At 38.2% G+C, this 18,912-nt stretch carries 14 protein-coding genes; 12 read left to right on the top strand and 2 right to left on the bottom strand.

The genetic code is table 11. From position 1 onward, the window contains the following. The first annotated feature begins 63 nt into the window (after nt 1-63). From SFC32_RS04360 to SFC32_RS04350, 3 genes are all read left to right on the top strand, one after another. A complete protein-coding gene (locus SFC32_RS04360) occupies nt 64-1,494 on the top strand; it encodes an NADP-dependent glyceraldehyde-3-phosphate dehydrogenase (protein ID WP_074563359.1) in 1,431 nt (476 codons plus the stop codon). Nucleotides 1,495-1,678: 184 nt separating this feature from the next. Then, nucleotides 1,679-3,322, top strand: coding sequence for a phosphoenolpyruvate carboxykinase (ATP) (locus SFC32_RS04355; RefSeq protein ID WP_074601545.1), 1,644 nt, complete (start codon nt 1,679-1,681; stop codon nt 3,320-3,322). Nucleotides 3,323-3,625: 303 nt separating this feature from the next. After that, the gene (locus SFC32_RS04350; protein WP_411050175.1) at nt 3,626-8,200 is read left to right on the top strand and encodes a S8 family serine peptidase; all 4,575 of its coding nucleotides are present in this window, start codon (nt 3,626-3,628) and stop codon (nt 8,198-8,200) included. Nucleotides 8,201-8,243: 43 nt separating this feature from the next. On the opposite strand, the gene SFC32_RS04345 is transcribed toward SFC32_RS04350, so the two are convergent. Next, the gene (locus tag SFC32_RS04345) at nt 8,244-9,326 is read right to left on the bottom strand and encodes a DEAD/DEAH box helicase (RefSeq protein WP_411050174.1); all 1,083 of its coding nucleotides are present in this window, start codon (nt 9,324-9,326) and stop codon (nt 8,244-8,246) included. A gap of 155 nt (nt 9,327-9,481) precedes the next feature. On the opposite strand from SFC32_RS04345, the gene udk reads away from it, so the two are divergent. From udk to SFC32_RS04300, 9 genes are all read left to right on the top strand, one after another. Beyond that, entirely contained in the window at nt 9,482-10,114 is a 633-nt protein-coding gene (udk, locus tag SFC32_RS04340; protein ID WP_039697172.1) for a uridine kinase, read from the top strand. A 308-nt stretch (nt 10,115-10,422) separates the two neighbouring features. Further along, entirely contained in the window at nt 10,423-11,988 is a 1,566-nt protein-coding gene (locus SFC32_RS04335; RefSeq protein ID WP_074563365.1) for a 2-isopropylmalate synthase, read from the top strand. 45 nt (nt 11,989-12,033) lie between these two features. Beyond that, a complete protein-coding gene (leuB, locus tag SFC32_RS04330) occupies nt 12,034-13,071 on the top strand; it encodes a 3-isopropylmalate dehydrogenase (RefSeq protein ID WP_039697170.1) in 1,038 nt (345 codons plus the stop codon). Then, nucleotides 13,068-13,346: a DUF1294 domain-containing protein gene (locus SFC32_RS04325; RefSeq protein WP_133017605.1), complete on the top strand. Its 279-nt coding sequence runs from the start codon at nt 13,068-13,070 to the stop codon at nt 13,344-13,346. Before leuB ends, SFC32_RS04325 begins: the two co-directional genes overlap by 4 nt. A gap of 38 nt (nt 13,347-13,384) precedes the next feature. After that, entirely contained in the window at nt 13,385-14,773 is a 1,389-nt protein-coding gene (leuC, locus tag SFC32_RS04320) for a 3-isopropylmalate dehydratase large subunit (protein WP_074601554.1), read from the top strand. Between the two features lie 12 nt (nt 14,774-14,785). Beyond that, on the top strand, nt 14,786-15,376 hold the full coding sequence (gene leuD / locus SFC32_RS04315; protein ID WP_411050184.1) for a 3-isopropylmalate dehydratase small subunit: 591 nt from the start codon (nt 14,786-14,788) through the stop codon (nt 15,374-15,376). A 152-nt stretch (nt 15,377-15,528) separates the two neighbouring features. Further along, nucleotides 15,529-16,026 (top strand): GAF domain-containing protein, encoded by a 498-nt coding sequence (locus SFC32_RS04310; protein WP_411050185.1) that lies wholly within the window; start codon nt 15,529-15,531, stop codon nt 16,024-16,026. Further along, on the top strand, nt 16,026-17,705 hold the full coding sequence (gene dnaX, locus SFC32_RS04305; protein ID WP_411050186.1) for a DNA polymerase III subunit gamma/tau: 1,680 nt from the start codon (nt 16,026-16,028) through the stop codon (nt 17,703-17,705). The genes SFC32_RS04310 and dnaX overlap by 1 nt, the downstream gene beginning before the upstream one ends. A gap of 87 nt (nt 17,706-17,792) precedes the next feature. Then, nucleotides 17,793-17,987, top strand: a complete 195-nt coding sequence (locus tag SFC32_RS04300) for a DUF3272 family protein (protein WP_043878416.1) — start codon at nt 17,793-17,795, stop codon at nt 17,985-17,987. On the opposite strand, the gene birA is transcribed toward SFC32_RS04300, so the two are convergent. Continuing rightward, on the bottom strand, nt 17,968-18,900 hold the full coding sequence (birA, locus tag SFC32_RS04295) for a bifunctional biotin--[acetyl-CoA-carboxylase] ligase/biotin operon repressor BirA (protein WP_411050232.1): 933 nt from the start codon (nt 18,898-18,900) through the stop codon (nt 17,968-17,970). The genes SFC32_RS04300 and birA overlap by 20 nt on opposite strands. Nucleotides 18,901-18,912 lie beyond the last annotated feature (12 nt).

Here is an 18,912-nt window from a genome sequence, read left to right as displayed (position 1 = left end):
AAATATTGAAAAAAGCTAAAAAAGTGATAAAATGGAGTTATCACATTTAAAAGGAGATATCGCTTGACTAAACAATATAAAAATTACGTCAACGGTGAGTGGAAACTTTCTAAAGAAGAAATCAAAATTTACGCTCCCGCAACTGGTGAAGAACTTGGTTCTGTTCCTGCAATGAGCCAAGAAGAAGTTGACTATGTTTATGCATCAGCTAAAGCTGCTCAAAAAGCATGGCGTGCACTTTCATATGTAGAACGTGCTGAATACCTTCACAAAGCAGCTGATATTTTGATGCGTGATGCTGAAAAAATTGGTGCTGTTCTTTCTAAAGAAATCGCTAAAGGTTACAAATCAGCTGTCGGTGAAGTTATTCGTACTGCTGAAATCATTAACTATGCTGCTGAAGAAGGCGTTCGTCTTGAAGGTGAAGTTCTTGAAGGTGGTAGCTTTGATCCAGCAAGCAAGAAAAAAATTGCTATCGTTCGTCGCGAACCAGTAGGTTTGGTGCTTGCTATTTCACCATTTAACTACCCAATCAACCTTGCAGGTTCTAAGATTGCTCCTGCCCTTATTTCAGGGAACGTTGTTGCCCTTAAACCACCTACGCAAGGTTCTATTTCAGGTCTTCTTTTGGCTGAAGCATTTGCTGAAGCTGGGCTTCCTGCAGGTGTATTCAATACAATCACAGGACGTGGTTCAGTTATTGGTGACTACATTGTAGAACATGAAGCTGTTAACTACATCAACTTTACAGGTTCTACACCAGTTGGTGAACACATTGGTCACTTGGCTGGTATGCGTCCAATCATGCTTGAACTTGGTGGTAAAGACTCAGCTATCATCCTTGAAGATGCTGATCTTGACTTGGCTGCTAAAAACATTGTTGCTGGTGCTTATGGATACTCAGGACAACGTTGTACAGCTGTAAAACGTGTTCTTGTTATGGATAGCATTGCTGACAAATTAGTTGAAAAAGTTTCTGCACTTGTTAACGACTTGACTGTTGGTATGCCAGAAGATAACGCTGATATCACTCCACTTATCGATACAAAAGCTGCAGACTATGTTGAAGGTCTTATCAAAGATGCTCAAGAAAAAGGCGCTAAAGAAGTTATCTCATTCAAACGTGAAGGTAACCTTATCAGCCCAGTCTTGTTCGATAACGTTACAACTGATATGCGCTTGGCTTGGGAAGAACCATTTGGTCCAGTCCTTCCATTTATCCGTGTGAACTCAGTTGAAGAAGCTATCGAAATTTCAAACAAATCTGAATACGGTCTTCAAGCTTCTGTATTTACAAACAATTTCCCATTGGCATTCAAGATTGCTGAACAACTTGAAGTGGGTACTGTTCACATTAACAACAAAACACAACGTGGTACAGATAACTTCCCATTCCTTGGTGCTAAAAAATCTGGTGCTGGAACACAAGGTGTGAAATATTCTATTGAAGCTATGACAACTGTCAAATCTACTGTATTTGATATTGCCAAATAATACATTTAAGGTTAGAACATTGTTCTAGCCTTTTTGTTTTTTCAGAAATAGGCGTAAGTAGACTTGTGCTTTTTTTGAAAATTTTTAGAAATTATTTCTTTTTTCTAATATTTTTACACTTTTAATTATGAAAACGCATACTTTTTTGGTAGAATGAAATTAACCATACAATAGGAGGTAGAAAATGGTAACACGTAATCAATTTTCAACTTTAGAAATGCGCAAATCAAGTCCGTATTTTTCTGCATTAAAAACTATTGTCGAAACAGCATTTTATGAAAACCAGGTTCACCCAATTAAAACCTTAGAAGAGGCATATCAACTGGCTTCAAATGCTGCAGGTACAGTGATTTTAGACATGCCTGTCATTCATACTAAGGAATTGGGACTGCCTTCCTATGCTCGTGTGTTGTTAACAAATTCTGGTGCAGTCGTTGGACGAACAGCTAAAGCCCGTCGAATTTTTGGCCAAGACGAAGAGGAAGATGAGCGTTTGTTATCCATTGTCAGAAGTGCTGTCTATCAAGCACATCGTCGTCAATTTTACAAAGCTGATGCTATTGTTGGGTTAGATGAAAAATTCATGGTACGCGCCCATTTGATGGTGCCAGAAGAAGAAGTCAATAATCTTTATTCATGGTTATTGAATTTCCAAATTCTAGATGAAGAATTCAAAAATCGTTTGAAAGTTTCTAAGGTCTACAATGAAGATGATATTTTTGTCTTCTTTAATCCAAGATGGTCTCATCCAGATTACCCAGATGGTTTGGTCTATTTTGATACTAATCACAACTGTGTAGCTATTTTAGGACTCAATTATTTTGGTGAATTGAAGAAAGCGACTTTGACACTTGCCTGGGGAACAGCTGCACGTAATGGTTACGTGTCATGCCACGGTGGTTTGAAGATTTTCCAAGGAAAAGAAGGTCAGAAGGATTATGTAGCTTCATTCTTTGGTTTGTCAGGTTCAGGAAAATCTACTTTGACTCACGCTAAACATAATGGAAAATATGATATCAAAGTTCTACACGATGATGCTTTTGTTATTTCTGAAAAAGATGGCTCATCAATTGCCCTAGAACCATCATATTTTGATAAGACAAATGATTACCCAACAGGACATCCTGAACAAGATTTCTTTGTGACAGTTCAAAACTGCGGGGTGACTTTGGATGAAAATGGTCGTAAAAAATTGATGACAGAAGATATCCGAAATGGTAACGGTCGAACGGTTAAATCTCGTTTTGCGACACCAAATCGTGTTGACCATATCGAAGAGCCGATTAATGCCATCTTTTGGATTATGAAAGACGATTCTCTACCTCCATTGATTAAGGTTAATGACCCTCTCATGGCAGCAACGATGGGATGTACCTTGATGACTAAACGGTCAAGTGCTGAAAATATTGAAGGAAATAAACAAACACTTGTCATCGAACCATTTGCCAACCCATTTAGGGTTTATCCGCTCGTTGAAGATTATCAAAAATTCCGTTCACTATTTGAAGGAGATGTTGATTGTTACATCATCAATACTGGTACTTACATGGGACAAAGTATTCCGAAAGAAGTTTCTTTAGGTATTATTGAAAAGTTAGTTGATGGTGATGCTGAGTTTAAAGATTTTGGACCAATCGAAGGTTTCCAATATTTGGATTTGGCAGAATACCCTGTTCATCATTTTGACAGCAAATATAAACAACTCATCCGTTCACGTATGCAGTTCCGTTTGAATTATTTGCTTTCATTCAACCAAAACAACCCAAAACTTGCTTTGCCAGTAGAAGCCATTTCACGTTTGGAACGGGTGATTAACAATCTAAAATAAGGTCATACTCTTATAAAACTATTTATTCGATGAAAAAGTATCCCTAGCGGATACTTTTTTGATATTTTTAATAAAAATACAATTTTTGTATCATAATTATAAGCAAGGTAATCACCAGTATTTATCACATTGTTTGTCAATAAATCTGACTATAAAAGTTTTAAATATATACCTACAACTATAAAATATGGTAAAAATAAAAGAATTTTCAGAAAATGATTGATTTTTTAATAAACTTGTGTTTTAATATCTTTTATATTGACGAGCCGTCAATATGAAATAACCATTTTTGGAGGTTTATTTATGGGTAAAAAAGAACGTTTCTCGTTGAGAAAGTACAAGGTCGGATTGGTTTCTGTATTGATTGGAGCAGTCTTCTTAGCGGGGCATGTAGCAGCAGATGAGGTTAATTCTGCGCTACAACTTAATCAGGTGGGAACAGAGCAAGTTGTTCAAGTAGTTGATAGCAGTCTGCCGGTAGATGAAAATCAAGCTGAGCTTGCTACAGAACAAACATCAGAAGTTTTGTCTCAGACTGTTAATCAAGGTGATGTCACTTTGTCTGACAATCAAGAAGCAAGTCTTCCGACAGAAAATGAAGTGACTGACAACACTCAAGATAAAATCAGTACAGTCAGCAATCAAACACTTGACACGGCATCACAGCAAGAAGCAAGTCAAGCTAAACAACCAGAAACTCCACAAAGTATTGATACAGATGAGCAAATCAAAGTTCCAGAGGTTTGGGAGAGCGGCTATAAAGGTCAAGGAACTGTTGTAGCAATCATTGATTCAGGTTTGGATGTTGATCATGATGTTTTGCACATCACAGATCCATCAAAAGCAAAATACAAGAGTCAAGAGGAAATGGATGCGGCTAAAGCTGCTGCAGGCATTACTTACGGAAAATGGTTTAATGACAAGGTTATTTTCGGTTATAACTACGTTGATGGAAATACCAATTTGAAAGAGGGAATTGAAGATTCTCATGGTATGCACGTTACAGGGATTGCAGCTGGGAACCCAACTCAAAAAGCTGGAGATGAGTATATCTATGGTGTGGCACCAGAAGCTCAAGTCATTTTCTTGCGAGTTTTTTCAGATTTGAAAAATACAACTGGTCCGGCATTGTATGTTAGAGCAATCGAAGACGCTGTTAAGCTTGGAGCTGATTCTATTAATCTAAGCCTCGGTAGTACCACGGGTTCAACAGCTAATATTGAGGAGAGCCTGCTTGAGGCTATTGAAGCAGCCCAACGAGCAGGTGTAACGGTTGTTATTTCAGCAGGGAACGATGGGGCATTTGGTGATAATCAAAAACCTTTTGCTGAAAATATTGATTATGGCTTAGTTGGCAATCCTTCAACAGCAAAAGGAGCCATTTCTGTTGCGTCTTACAATAGCGATTATACCAGAGGTCAAGCCATTACATTTGTTGGAATGGAGAATAATGCGGATTTAGACTACGGAAGATGCCCATTTTCTGACCCAAATAAAAGTGAAAAGAAATTTGAAATTGGTAGAGATTATGACTATGTCTACGTAGGTACAGGTACAGCAGAAGAAGTGCAAGGGGTTGATTTAACAGGAAAAATTGCTCTTATTAAGCGTGGTGGTTTAACCTTCTCTGAAAAAATTGCTAACGCCATTGCTCAAGGAGCTGAAGGAGTCGTTATTTTTAACAACGACCCTCAAGGAGCAAACATCAGTATGTCTCTTGATGATTCAGCCATTGCTATTCCAGCCGTATTTATTCCGTATAAATTTGGTAATGCTCTTGCAAACGGTAATTATAAAATTCGTTTCAGTGGTAATCTTGAAAAATTTGATAATATCGAAGCTGGGCATTTTTCAAGCTTTAGTAGCTGGGGATTGACGAGTGATGGTGAGTTAAAACCTGATGTTTCAGCACCCGGAGGAAGTATTTATTCATCGTTTAATGATGGTCAATACGGTTTGATGAGTGGTACAAGTATGGCTGCTCCTCACGTAACAGGTGTTGTAGCTTTGGTTAAGCAGTACCTCAAGGAAAAATACCCAGAAAAATCAGATGCCGAAATAGCTTACTTGGTAAAAGCTTTGATTATGAGCAATGCTAAGGCGCATTATGATGAACAAGCAGGTGAATTTAGTTCGCCACGCCAACAAGGAGCAGGGCTAGTTGACACAGCATCAGCTATTAGTTCTGGTTTATATCTGACAGGTGATGACGGTTACGGCAGTATTACTCTAGGAAATGTTGGAGATACTTTTAATTTTGATGTAACTATTCATAACATTAGCGACCAAGATAAGACATTAACCTATGAAACAAATCTTCAAACAGATGCTGTCGAGGATGGTAAGATTACTTTATCACCACGACACTTGGCAAGTATCGCTGGTAGAACTATTACTGTGAAGGCTAATAGTTCTGAGAAAGTAACGATTGCTGTTGATGCACGTCAGTTTGCTGAGCTATTAACAAAAGAAATGCCAAATGGTTATTATCTTGAAGGTTTTGTTCGTTTCTTGGATTCAGTTGATTTTGCTGAAGTTGTCAGCCTTCCGTTTGTTGGATTTAGAGGTGATTTCCAAAATCTAGCTGTTGTGGAAGATCCTGTCTACAAATTGGTAGCTGATGGTAAAGAAGGTTTTTATCTAGAAATTGATGGTGACCATATTGTTTCTGGTTCTGATGATACGACAGCTTTACTAACAAATTCGACTGATAGTTCAAAACCAATCGTTCTCGGTACTTATGCCAACAATGATGGAGACTTTGTCTTGCACATGGATGAAAATGGCACAACTCGACTTGCCATCTCACCAAATAATGACGGCAAGCAAGATTTCGTAGCTTTCAAAGGTGTCTTTTTAAGAAATTATACTGATGCTAGCGCTGCGGTGTATGCAGCAGATGATGTCAATTTTGAGCATCCTTTATGGCAAAGTGAGACTTTTTCTGGAGTTAAAAATTATAAGAGCGAAAGAGGTTCAACAGCTCTTTCATCAACGATTTGGTATGGTGATAATTTGGACGGTAAGGACTTGTCAGATGGTTCATACAAGTATGTCTTGACTTACTATCCAACCGTTATTGGTGCACAAGCTCAACATTTAGCATTTGATATTATTGTCGATCGTAAAAATCCAGTTATCACAACTGCAACTTATGATGCTGCTAGCCAAAACTTTAATCCTAGAAAAGCTTTAGATGATGGTTCAGGCGTTTTACGTGGACGTGTTTATTATATCGATGACCATTACACCCCTGTTTATCTTGAACAAAATCCAGATGGCTCGTTTACTTTGCCGCTTGATGCTGCTTCGCTAGAAGATTTTTACTATGTGGTAGAAGATTTTGCTGGCAATACGGAAACGGCTAAAGTTAGTGATTTGGTCAATGTCGGGAATGAAAGTGGGCGTGTTACAATCAACCTTCTTGATGGTCAGACAAATGTTGCAAGTTATGTTGATTATACGTTTATTGTCAAAGACCATGATGGTAATGTTATCACTGATTTGAAGTATTATGGCAATGATTTATCTACGGTTAATTTGCCATTTGGTGATTATACTGTAGAACTTGCACTTTATGATACAGATGCTGCCGAATTAGCTGGTCCAACTAGCCAAATTATTAAGCTTTCAGATGCGGATAGTTACAAAACAGTGAATTTCTATGTTCATATGCGTAATCAGGCAGCATTGGTACTTGATTTTGATAAGGAACTTCCAAAAAGTACAACAGTTTCTATTTCAAATAAAAATGGCAAACTGACAGTTATTCCAGCAGCAAGATATGCTAAGAAAGATTATGGTAAAAACGTATATGTTGGAGACTACACATTAGAATTGCCACTTCCAGTTGGTTATGAGCTTTATGAGGATCCACATTTCACAGTTGTTTATGGAAAACAAAATCATATTGCTTTTAGTATTATTGATAAAACTGCTTTGATTGCGGCGACACAAGCAATAAATGGTATTGAAAATGAAGCGCGTTATTATAATGCTTCACTAGAAAAACTCTTAGCTTATCGAGATGCATTGACAAGCGCGCAAGCCATTTTGTCAGGAAAATACACACAAGTTGAAGTTGATGCAGCACTTCAAACATTACAAGATGCTATTGAAGCTTTAGATGGCAAAACGACAGACTTTAAGGCATTGACTGAAGAAGATAGTCAGTTTCAAGCAGAACAAGAAGACCCAGCTTATTACAATGCTGGAGTCGCAGCACGTACCACTTATGACACTCAGCACCGTAAAGCGAACTTAGTGCTTGCAAAAGGTTCAGTAACCCAAGAAGAAGTTGATGCGACATTGAAAAAATTGAAATCTGCGCGTGAAGCTCTTGATGGAAAAGCAACAGATTTCCGAGCACTTTCAAATCTTTCAAACAAATCAAAAGTCTTGAAAGTCACATCAGCTAAATATAAAAATGCAAGTGAACCAGCAAAAACAGCCTATAATCAAGCTTTAGTCGAAGCGCAAGCTGTTTTGAGCAACTCAGAAGCAACTCAAGGTGAGGTCGATGCTGCCTTAGCTAACCTAAAAGCGGCAGAAGCTGAGCTTGATGGAAAAGAAAAGCAAACCACATCTACTCAAACTGAGCTTAATGATTTCATTCCAAAAGAGGTTATTAAGAGTGAAACACCACCACAATCGATGAGAACTCAAAGTGCCAGTGAGAAAGGAGGAGAGGTAGTAGCACTAGGGGTGAATAAACGAGGTTTAGCAGGAAAATCTGCTTCGCCACTTAAACAATCCAAAGAGACTGCTTATCTTCCTACGACATCTAGTCAATCAGAATCATTCTTAGTTTCATTAGGATTTATAATCTTAGCAGGTGTTTCTCTTATTTGGGAAAATCGAAAACACGTACAAGAATAAAAAATAATGCATAGCCTAGATGGCTATGCATTTTTAGATATTATTATTTCAAATGAAGTTCTTGTTTTTTAAGATAAACTTCTGAGACATCAGCGAATTTTTTAAGTTTTTTCAAGTCTTCTTTGTGGCTGACAAATGTGATAACAACACCTGATTTTCCCATACGTCCTGTACGGCCAGCACGGTGTGTGTAAGTTTCCTTATCACGAGCAACTTCAAAATTGATGACATATTCAAGATTGTCAATATCGATACCGCGTGCCACCAAATCTGTTCCCAGAAGAAGTGAGATATCATGATTCTTGAATTTTTCAAGGATGACTTTACGGAATTTTACGTTGATATCTGAGGCTAAAGAAACAGCAGAAGCACGGTTGAACTGTAAGCGTTCCTCAGCTGCACCGAGGTCTGAAAGGCTATTGAAGAAGACGAGACCACGAAAATCAGGAATGTTTGCGAATTTACGAAGCAATTCAACACGGTCACGCTTGTCAACTGAAATGTAGTAGTGAGCAATCTGGTCAAGTTTTTGGTCAGAAAGATCGATAGTAATCGTATTTTCAGCTAAAACTTCAGGATCAACTTTATCTGTTGCGCTCATGTAAATCATTTGATGGTCGCGCGGAACACGGTGAACGATATTTTCAACAAAGTGATATTGTGAATCGCTAAGCAATTCGTCAAATTCGTCTAAGATGATTGTATCAACGTTCATCATTTTGATTTTTTTATGTTTAACGAGTTCGAAGACACGACCTGGTGTTCCGACAAGAATTTCAGGACCTTTTTTCAAACGTTCAATTTGACGTTTTTGGCTTGAGCCAGAAATAAAGAGTTGTGTAGACAGGTTTAATGGCTCAGCCCATGTTTTTGTAACTTCAAAAATTTGCCCAGCCAACTCGGTATTTGGAGCTAAGATAAGCAATTGCTGAGATTTTTTAGGCTTTAATTTTAGAAGTGCGGGAAAGAGATAAGCTAGGGTTTTACCAGTACCAGTCGGGCTAATGCCGAGTAAGTTATCTCCTTGTGAAATAGGTTCAAATACCTGTTTTTGAATGTCTGTCAGCTCTGAAAAGCTAAGTGATTTTAGCTGTTCCTGCCAAACTTGTGGAAATTGTGAAATCATAGGTTTCCTTTTCTATTCTATCTAGTCTTTACTTCATTATAACATAGAAAAAGCTAACTTTTTTTATTTAAGGGGCAAGTAAGGGATTTCAATGTTTGAAAATTTTAAAAAAAGTAGTAGAATAGATAGGAAATATTTTTTATTTGGAGTAATAAATGCGTAAAAAACCTATTATTATTGGTGTGACTGGTGGTTCTGGTGGCGGAAAAACCAGTGTTTCTAAAGCAATTTTGGCTAACTTCCAAGACCAAAAAATTGCTATGATTCAACACGATTCTTACTACAAAGATCAAAGCCATTTGACTTTTGAAGAGCGTGTTTCAACTAACTATGACCACCCACTTGCTTTTGATACTGATTTGATGATTGAACACATCAATGAATTGATTGCAGGTCGCCCAGTAGATATTCCAATTTACGACTACACACTACACACTCGTAGTGAAAAAACATATCGTCAAGAACCTCAAGATGTTATCATCGTTGAAGGTATCTTGGTTCTTGAAGACAAACGTCTTCGTGATTTGATGGATATCAAACTTTTTGTTGATACTGATGACGATATCCGTATCATCCGTCGTATTAAACGTGATATGGAAGAACGTGGACGTAGCCTTGATAGTGTTATTGAACAATACACTTCTGTGGTTAAACCAATGTTCCACCAATTTATCGAACCAACCAAACGTTATGCTGACATCATCATCCCAGAAGGTGCTTCAAACGTTGTCGCGATTGACCTTATCAACACTAAAATTGCTGCAATTTTGAAAGAAAATGAAGAATAAGTGAAGGGCTGGAAAATCCAGCTCTTTTTACTTTTAGTAATTATTTTCAGAAAATTTATTTTATTTAGATTATTCTGTTGACTTTTACCTTAGAAAGGGGTATTATGTTAAAAAACGAAAAACATCGAAGGGAAAATAAGTCAATGACATTCGCAACAATGACAGTCTTGCTATTGCGTAATGAGGGCTAGTGCAGCATAAGCATTAGTCCTGTTTGGCTTACCAAGCGGGATAAAAACATCTCGCTTGACCGTGAGATGTTTTTATTTTTATCTTATTGTTTTTGCTAGAATTAGAAAGAGGTTACTATGCGTAAAGTTGAATTTCTTGATACCACTCTTCGTGATGGCGAACAAACGCCAGGGGTGAATTTTTCAGTTAAAGAAAAAGTTGCGATTGCTAAGCAACTTGAAAAATGGGGCATTGCATCAATTGAGGCTGGGTTCCCAGCTGCCAGCCCAGATTCTTTTGAAGCTGTTCGCCAAATTGCTGAAGCTATGACAACAACAGCGGTGTCAGGATTGGCTCGTTCAGTCAAAGCCGATATCGATGCTTGCTATGAAGCTTTGAAAGATGCTAAATACCCGCAATGTCACGTCTTCATCGCGACAAGTCCAATTCACCGTGAATACAAACTGAAAAAGACAAAAGAAGAAATTCTTGATATTATCAAAGAACATGTAACTTATGCGCGTAGTAAATTTGATGTGGTAGAATTTTCTCCAGAAGATGCTACTAGAACGGAACTTGATTATCTTCTTCAAGTAGTTCAAACAGCGGTAGATGCTGGCGCAACTTACATTAATATTCCTGATACTGTTGGGTTTACAACGCCTGAAGAGTTTGGTCATATTTTCAAATACCTTATTGAAAATGTAACATCTGACCGTGAAATTATCTTTAGTCCGCACTGTCACGATGACCTTGGGATGGCAACAGCTAACACACTTGCTGCTATTAAAAATGGTGCAGGACGTATTGAAGGTACGGTCAATGGTATCGGTGAGCGCGCAGGTAACGTTGCCCTTGAAGAAGTTGCAGTAGCTCTTAATATCCGCGAAGATTACTATCAAGCAACGTCAGATATTGTTCTTAATGAAACAGTTAACACCTCAGAATTGATTTCTCGCTTCTCAGGTATTCCAATTCCTAAAAATAAAGCAGTTGTTGGTGGAAATGCCTTCTCACACGAATCAGGGATTCACCAAGATGGTGTGCTTAAAAATCCACTTACTTATGAGATCATTACACCAGAGCTTGTTGGGGTTAAGCACAACTCACTTCCTCTTGGAAAACTTTCAGGTCGACACGCTTTTGTTGAAAAATTAAAAGAATTGGAAATTGCGTTTGAAGAGGCTGAAATTAAACCACTCTTTGGTAAATTCAAAAAGTTGGCTGATAAGAAAACAGAAATTACAGATGCTGATATCCGTGCTTTGGTTGCTGGAACAGAAATCGAAAATCCAGAAGGTTTCCATTTTGGTGATTTGAAATTGACGTCTAATCCAGACGAAACGGTTACTGCTGAGGTGACAATGATTAATGCTGAGGACGAAGAAGTCGATGTAACAGCTGATGGTAAAGGCTCAGTTGAGGCTGTTTATAATGCCGTTGATAAATTCTTCAACCAAAAAGTTCGTCTACTAAGCTACACAATGGATGCCGTGACAGATGGTATCGATTCTCAAGCGCGCGTATCCGTTTCAGTTGAGAATGATGATACAGGTACTATTTTTAACGCCTCAGGTATTGATTTCGATGTTCTTAAAGCTGGTGCCATTGCTTATGTGAATGCTAATGCTTTGGTTCAAAAGGAAAATGCGGGAGAAATTGGCAAAGCTGTTTCATTCCGTGATGTGCCAACAAATGATTAAGAAAGGATAGAGCAAGTAACGTATTTTCTTGCGAGTGATACAAGGATGACTAAAAAAATTGTGACATTGGCTGGTGATGGTATCGGACCAGAAATCATGGCAGCTGGTCTTGAAGTTCTTGAAGCTGTTGCTGATAAGATTGGATTTGATTATGATATCGATGCTAAACCTTTTGGTGGTGCAGGGATTGACGCTTGCGGTCATCCCCTACCAAAAGATACATTGGATGCTGCCAAAGCTGCGGATGCTATTTTGTTAGCAGCTATTGGTGGACCGAAATACGATAATGCAACAGTTCGTCCTGAACAAGGGTTGCTTGCTATTCGTAAAGAATTGAATCTGTTTGCTAATATCCGTCCTGTTCGTATTTTTGATGCTCTCAAACACTTGTCACCATTAAAACCTGAACGCATTGAAGGGGTTGATTTTGTGGTGGTTCGTGAATTGACAGGTGGAATTTATTTTGGTGAACACAAATTAGAAGATGAAGCTGCGCGTGATATCAATGACTATTCTGCTCAAGAAATCCGTCGCATCATTCGAAAAGCTTTTGAATTGGCACAAGTTCGTGGCAAAAAAGTGACTAGCATTGACAAACAAAATGTTTTGGCAACTTCAAAGTTATGGCGAAAAGTAGCTGAAGAAGTGGCGCTAGAATTCCCAGATGTGACTTTGGAACACCAATTGGTAGATAGCGCAGCCATGATTATGATTACTAATCCATCACGTTTTGATGTTGTGGTAACTGAAAATTTATTTGGTGATATTTTGTCTGATGAATCAAGCGTGCTTCCAGGAACTCTTGGCGTAATGCCTTCAGCTAGCCATTCAGAAAATGGGCCAAGTCTTTATGAACCAATTCATGGCTCAGCACCAGATATTGCTGGCAAAGGTATTGCAAATCCAGTCAGCATGATTTTGTCTGTTGCGATGATGCTTCGTGAAAGTTTCGGGGAACTTGCTGGGGCAGAAATGATTGAAGAAGCTGTCGACAAGACCTTTAATCAAGGTATTTTGACACGTGATCTAGGTGGTCAGGCAACAACAGCAGAAATGACAGCAGCCATTATTGCAAATCTATGAGTTTAAAAGATTATACAGTCCTTGCTTTTATCTTTTGGAATGTTTTTGTTTTTATCACTTATGGGGTTGATAAACAAAAAGCTAAGTCTGGCCATTGGCGAATTCCTGAAAAGACATTGTTGTGGGAAAGTATCTTGCTTGGTGGTCTTGGAGCTTTTCTTGGTGGAAAGATATTTCATCACAAAACATTAAAGTGGTATTTTAAAGCATCTTGGTATTTAGGGATTATTATTGATATTGCTTTTATTTATTGGATTTCAGTCGTGTGGCACTAAATACTAAAAAGATAAGAGTAAAGACAGTGGAGGAAAATATGAGCGGAAAATCGATTTTTGATAAGCTTTGGGAACGTCATGTGATTACTGGCGAAGAAGGTGAACCACAGCTTATGTATGTTGATCAGCATTATATTCATGAAGTAACAAGTCCGCAGGCCTTTCAAGGTCTTAGAGATGCTGATCGTAAAGTGCGTCGTCCAGAGTTAACATTTGGAACAACTGACCATAATGTTCCAACGGTTGACATTTTCAATATTCGTGATTTGATTTCAAAAAATCAAATTGACACTCTTGCAAGAAACGTTGAAGAATTTGGTATTGACGCAGCAACACATGGAAGCGAACGTCAAGGGATTGTTCATATGGTTGGTCCGGAAACAGGACGCAGTCAACCTGGCAAATTTATTGTCTGCGGGGACAGCCATACGGCGACACATGGCGCTTTTGGAGCTATTGCTTTTGGTATTGGAACATCAGAAGTGGAGCATGTGTTTGCGACACAATGCATTTGGCAAGTGAAACCTAAAAAAATGAAGGTCGAGTTTGTCGGAAAACCACAAAATGGGGTTTATTCAAAAGACTTTATTTTGGCTTTGATTGCTAAATACGGTGTTGATGCTGGCGTGGGTTATGCGGTCGAATATTGTGGTGAAGCTATTGATGCTCTTTCAATGGATGAACGCATGACCATTGCCAATATGTCGATTGAATTTGGTGCTAAAATGGGCTTGATGAACCCAGATCAAAAGACATTTGATTATGTGAAAGGTCGTGAGGCTGCACCAAAAGGTGATAAATTTGAGCAAGCTGTAGAAGATTGGAAGACATTAGTTTCTGATCCTGATGCAGAGTACGACAAGGTAATCACTATCGATGTTTCTGACTTGGCACCTATGGTGACTTGGGGGACAAACCCTGAAATGGGTGTTGAATTTGGTCAACCATTCCCAGAAATCAAAGACATGAATGACGAACGTGCCTATCACTACATGGACATGAAACCGGGTGAGAAAGCAGAAGATATTGACCTTGGTTATGTCTTTATCGGTTCTTGTACCAATGCTCGACTTTCAGACCTTCAATTAGCAGCTAAAATTGTCAAAGGAAAACACATTTCTCCAAATTTGACAGCTATCGTTGTTCCAGGATCTCGACCTGTTAAGAAAGAAGCAGAGCGCCTTGGACTTGATAAGATTTTCTTGGATGCTGGCTTTGAATGGCGTGAGCCAGGCTGTTCAATGTGTCTTGGAATGAACCCAGACCATGTGCCAGAAGGTGTACATTGTGCCTCAACAAGTAACCGTAACTTCGAAGGGCGCCAAGGTTTTGGAGCTCGGACACATCTTTGTAGTCCTGCCATGGCGGCAGCGGCAGCGATTGCTGGTAAATTTGTAGATGTTCGTCAACTATCAGAAGTAGAATAAAGGAGAGAGACCATGGAAAAATTTACCGTCTATACAGGGAAGTCTGTCCCTTTGATGAATGATAATATTGACACTGACCAACTGATTCCAAAGCAATTTTTAAAAGCTGTTGATAAAAAAGGTTTCGGAAAAAATCTCCTCTTTGAATGGCGCTACCTTAATGATAATTACGATGAAAATCCTGATTTTATCTTTAATCAGCCTGAATATCGTGATGCGACGATTTTAATTTCTGGAGATAATTTTGGGTCAGGGTCATCACGTGAACATGCTGCCTGGGCGCTTGAAGATTATGGTTTTCGTTGTGTGATTGCGGGTTCGTTTTCAGACATTCATTACAATAATGAATTAAAAAATGGCATGCTTCCCATTGTTCAACCATTGGAAGTGCGTCAAAAGTTAGCAGCCCTACCAGCAGGAGAAGAAATTACCATTGATTTACCAAATCAAGTCATCAAATCATCAGCTGGCGATTTTCCATTTGATATCGATGGTGAGTGGAAACGTAAGCTTGTTCTTGGTCTTGATGATATCGGCATTACTCTTCAATATGAAGAGTTGATTTCAGCCTACGAAAAAAATCGTCCAAGTTATTGGCAATAAAGTATTAAGCAGTAGGCAACCAAACTAAGCAGTCATTTTAATATAAACTGAGTTGAGATGCCATTGTCTCAGCTCTTTTTTACGTCAAATTCACCAAAATATCATTTTTTCAAAGTATGACGAAGTAGGCTTTTTTTGATATAATTAAGCTTATGGAAAATACTAAGAAAATTGAGAATTATGAAATCATGTTAGCGCAAGCAAAGGCTTTGTTTGCTAACGAAAAAAACTTGTTGTCTAACCTTTCAAATGCAAGTGCGCTCTTGAAGATGACTTTGCCAAATTCTGTTTTTACTGGCTTTTACCTTTTCAATGGTGAAGAGTTGCTTCTTGGGCCATTCCAAGGTGGGGTATCTTGCGTACATATTAAACTTGGTAAAGGTGTTTGTGGAGAATCAGCAGCTAAACGAGAAACAATGATTGTTGCAGATGTGACAAAACACGCCAACTACATTGCATGTGATTCTGCTGCCATGAGTGAAATCGTTGTTCCAATGGTTAAAGATGACAAACTTGTTGGTGTTTTAGATTTGGATTCACGTTTGACAGATGATTATGATGCTGTTGACCAAGAGTATCTTGAAAAATTTGCAGCTATTCTTGTCGAAAAATCATATTGGAATCTAGATATGTTTGGAGTTGAAAAATAATGTATCAAGCCCTCTATCGAAAATACCGTAGCCAAACCTTTGATGAAATGGTTGGGCAAACGGTTATTTCAACGACTTTAAAACAAGCAGTTTCTTCTGGCAAAATCAGCCATGCTTACTTGTTTTCAGGTCCACGAGGAACTGGTAAAACCAGTGCCGCTAAAATTTTTGCAAAGGCTATGAACTGCCCTCACCAGGTCAATGGTGAACCATGTAATCATTGCGATATTTGTCGTGATATTACAAATGGTAGTCTTGAAGATGTCATTGAGATTGATGCGGCGTCTAATAATGGGGTTGATGAAATTCGTGAAATTCGTGATAAGTCAACCTATGCACCAAGTCGTGCCACTTATAAAGTTTATATCATCGATGAAGTTCACATGCTTTCAACGGGGGCATTTAATGCGCTTCTAAAAACCTTAGAAGAACCAACAGAAAATGTTGTTTTCATCTTAGCGACTACTGAACTGCATAAAATTCCTGCGACAATTTTGTCACGTGTTCAACGTTTTGAGTTTAAAGCTATTAAATTAGCGGCTATTCGAGACCATTTGGCTAATATTCTTGGCAAAGAAGGCATTACATACGAAGAAGATGCTTTGACCTTGATTGCACGCTGCGCAGAAGGTGGAATGCGTGATGCTTTATCTATTCTTGACCAAGCACTAAGTCTTACAAGTGATAATCATATCTCACTTGGCATTGCTGAAGAAATCACAGGCAGTATTTCAATGACAGCTTTGGATGATTTTGTAGCAAATATTTTAGCCAATCAAACTAGCCAAGCTTTGACAAATCTTGAAACAATTTTCGATAGTGGCAAGAGCATGAGTCGTTTTGCGACAGATTTATTGAACTATCTTCGTGATTTATTAGTGGTTCAAAGCGGTGGTGAAAATACCCATACGAGTCAAGTTTTTCAAGAGAATTTGGCTAATGTTCAACAAGAGCGTATTTTTGCGATGATTGACTTGGTGACCAAAGCCTTACCTGAAATAAAAAACGGTGTTCAGCCTAAGATTTATGCCGAAATGTTGACCATTCAATTGTCAGAATCAGGGAAACAAACTGCTCTAGCTCAGGTTCCAGAAGGATTGTCAGATGAGTTAGCTAGACTACAGTCAGAAATTAAAGACTTGAAAAATCAACTAGCTAATCTGGACAGCTCTGCGATTTCACCAAAATCAACCAAGCGTCCAAAAGCAAATTCTAGCTATCGCTACAAGGTTGACCGCGTCAAGATTTTAAACATCATGGAAGAAACGATTGTTGATAGTCAGAAATCAAGAGAGTATCTTGAAGCCCTTAAAGGCGCTTGGAATGAAATTTTGGATAGCATTTCAGCTCAAGACCGCGCACTTTTGCTTGGTTCTGAACCAGTTCTTGCCAATAGCGAAAATGCCATTTTAGCTTTTGATGCAGCCTTTAATGCTGAGCAAGCCATGAAACGAACAGACCTTAATGACATGTTTGGTAATATCATGAGTAAAGCTGCTGGTTTCTCACCAAATATTTTGGCTGTGCCTCGAAAGGACTTTAACAGCATCCGAACTGAATTTGCTCAAAATCTTAAAAAGAAAAAGCAAAACCCAGTAGAGGAAGAAGTTAAAGATGACTCTTTCATTCCAGAAGGTTTTGACTTTCTAGCAGATAAAATTAACAAAGTAGAAGATTAAAAGGAAGTTTCAATCGAAACTTCCTTTTAACGTGAAATCGTGCCAGCGAAAACTGCTAAAAGCAGCTATCTATGCTATAATAAAGATATGACTATAAAACGTTTTATTTTAATGGCACTCATGTGCGCCTTTGAAACCTACTTTTTTAATGAATGTTTATTTAATGGTGATTATTTCTTTGCTTTCTTTTGGGGGTTATTTTTGCTACGTGACCTTCAACGTGCCTACACGGTTGATAAGGTCTTGCAGACCCTAACATCAACTACCAAGAAGAAAGACTGATTTCACCGCTACGAAGCAATTTTTCTTGACCATTGTCAAGTTTGACAATCAGGTGCCCTTGATTGGTAATGTCTTGGGCGATTCCTGAGTATAGACAATCATTTTCTGTAAAAGTCACTTGTTTATCTAAGACAAGTGATTTTTCTTTGTAAACTTTGATTAAATCTTTTTCTGGAATAGTGAAGAAGAGTTTCCAAATTTCGGTGATGAGTTGGTTGCGCGTGATGCTAGGTTGCTCAGAAAAAAGTGAGCCAGCTTTTTTGGAAATATCATCTGGAAAATCCGTAATGTGAAAATTAATGCCAACGCCGATAATGACATTGGTAATCAAGCCAGTTTCAACCGATGAGATAGCTTCAGTTAAAATGCCAGCGATTTTTTTACCATTGTAATAGATGTCATTGACCCATTTGATGTCTGTTTCGATGCCAGTTAGTCGCGAAATGGCTTTAACAACACTAGATGCCACCATAAGCGTATAGGGTTTTACTTCTTCAAAAGGAACATTTGGTTTAAGGTGAAGTGACATATAAATGCCACCTTGTTTTGAGGCAAAAAATTGTCTACCAAATCTTCCTTTAGCTTGCTCTTGACTTGGAGCTAAGTAGAGGTGTGCTTCTTTATCTTCATCTAAATGATTTTTAGCATCTAATTGAGTTGATTGGCTTTTTTCGTTGAGACTAACAGCTATCTTTAAATCTTTAGAAATGATTTCTGGAAGTAGCAAGTCACCTGAGAGAATTTTATAGCCACGTTTTTTAACAGAATCAATCTGAACGCCTTTTTCTTCTAAAGTCTTGATGGCTTTCCAAATAGCGGTGCGTGACAGTTCGAATTCATTTGCCAAAGTCTCTCCGCTAATGTAATCATTTTGGTTTTGTAAATAATGATAAATTTTTTCGTAGGTTTTCATACCAATAGTATA

Origin of the sequence: Streptococcus sp. TATVAM-FAB8, from assembly GCF_046592795.1 — a bacterium.
GTDB lineage: Bacteria > Bacillota > Bacilli > Lactobacillales > Streptococcaceae > Streptococcus > Streptococcus ruminicola.
Note: the sequence above shows the minus strand (reverse complement) of the source record. Positions and strands in the feature narration are given on the sequence as shown.

Coding starts and splice junctions, on each gene's coding strand:
- SFC32_RS04355 (WP_074601545.1), top strand. CDS start 1,679: ATGGTAACACGTAATCAATTTTCAACTTTAGAAATGCGCAAATCAAGT.
- SFC32_RS04350 (WP_411050175.1), top strand. CDS start 3,626: ATGGGTAAAAAAGAACGTTTCTCGTTGAGAAAGTACAAGGTCGGATTG.
- SFC32_RS04345 (WP_411050174.1), bottom strand. CDS start 9,326: ATGATTTCACAATTTCCACAAGTTTGGCAGGAACAGCTAAAATCACTT.
- udk (WP_039697172.1), top strand. CDS start 9,482: ATGCGTAAAAAACCTATTATTATTGGTGTGACTGGTGGTTCTGGTGGC.
- SFC32_RS04335 (WP_074563365.1), top strand. CDS start 10,423: ATGCGTAAAGTTGAATTTCTTGATACCACTCTTCGTGATGGCGAACAA.
- leuB (WP_039697170.1), top strand. CDS start 12,034: ATGACTAAAAAAATTGTGACATTGGCTGGTGATGGTATCGGACCAGAA.
- SFC32_RS04325 (WP_133017605.1), top strand. CDS start 13,068: ATGAGTTTAAAAGATTATACAGTCCTTGCTTTTATCTTTTGGAATGTT.
- leuC (WP_074601554.1), top strand. CDS start 13,385: ATGAGCGGAAAATCGATTTTTGATAAGCTTTGGGAACGTCATGTGATT.
- leuD (WP_411050184.1), top strand. CDS start 14,786: ATGGAAAAATTTACCGTCTATACAGGGAAGTCTGTCCCTTTGATGAAT.
- SFC32_RS04310 (WP_411050185.1), top strand. CDS start 15,529: ATGGAAAATACTAAGAAAATTGAGAATTATGAAATCATGTTAGCGCAA.
- dnaX (WP_411050186.1), top strand. CDS start 16,026: ATGTATCAAGCCCTCTATCGAAAATACCGTAGCCAAACCTTTGATGAA.
- SFC32_RS04300 (WP_043878416.1), top strand. CDS start 17,793: ATGACTATAAAACGTTTTATTTTAATGGCACTCATGTGCGCCTTTGAA.
- birA (WP_411050232.1), bottom strand. CDS start 18,900: ATGAAAACCTACGAAAAAATTTATCATTATTTACAAAACCAAAATGAT.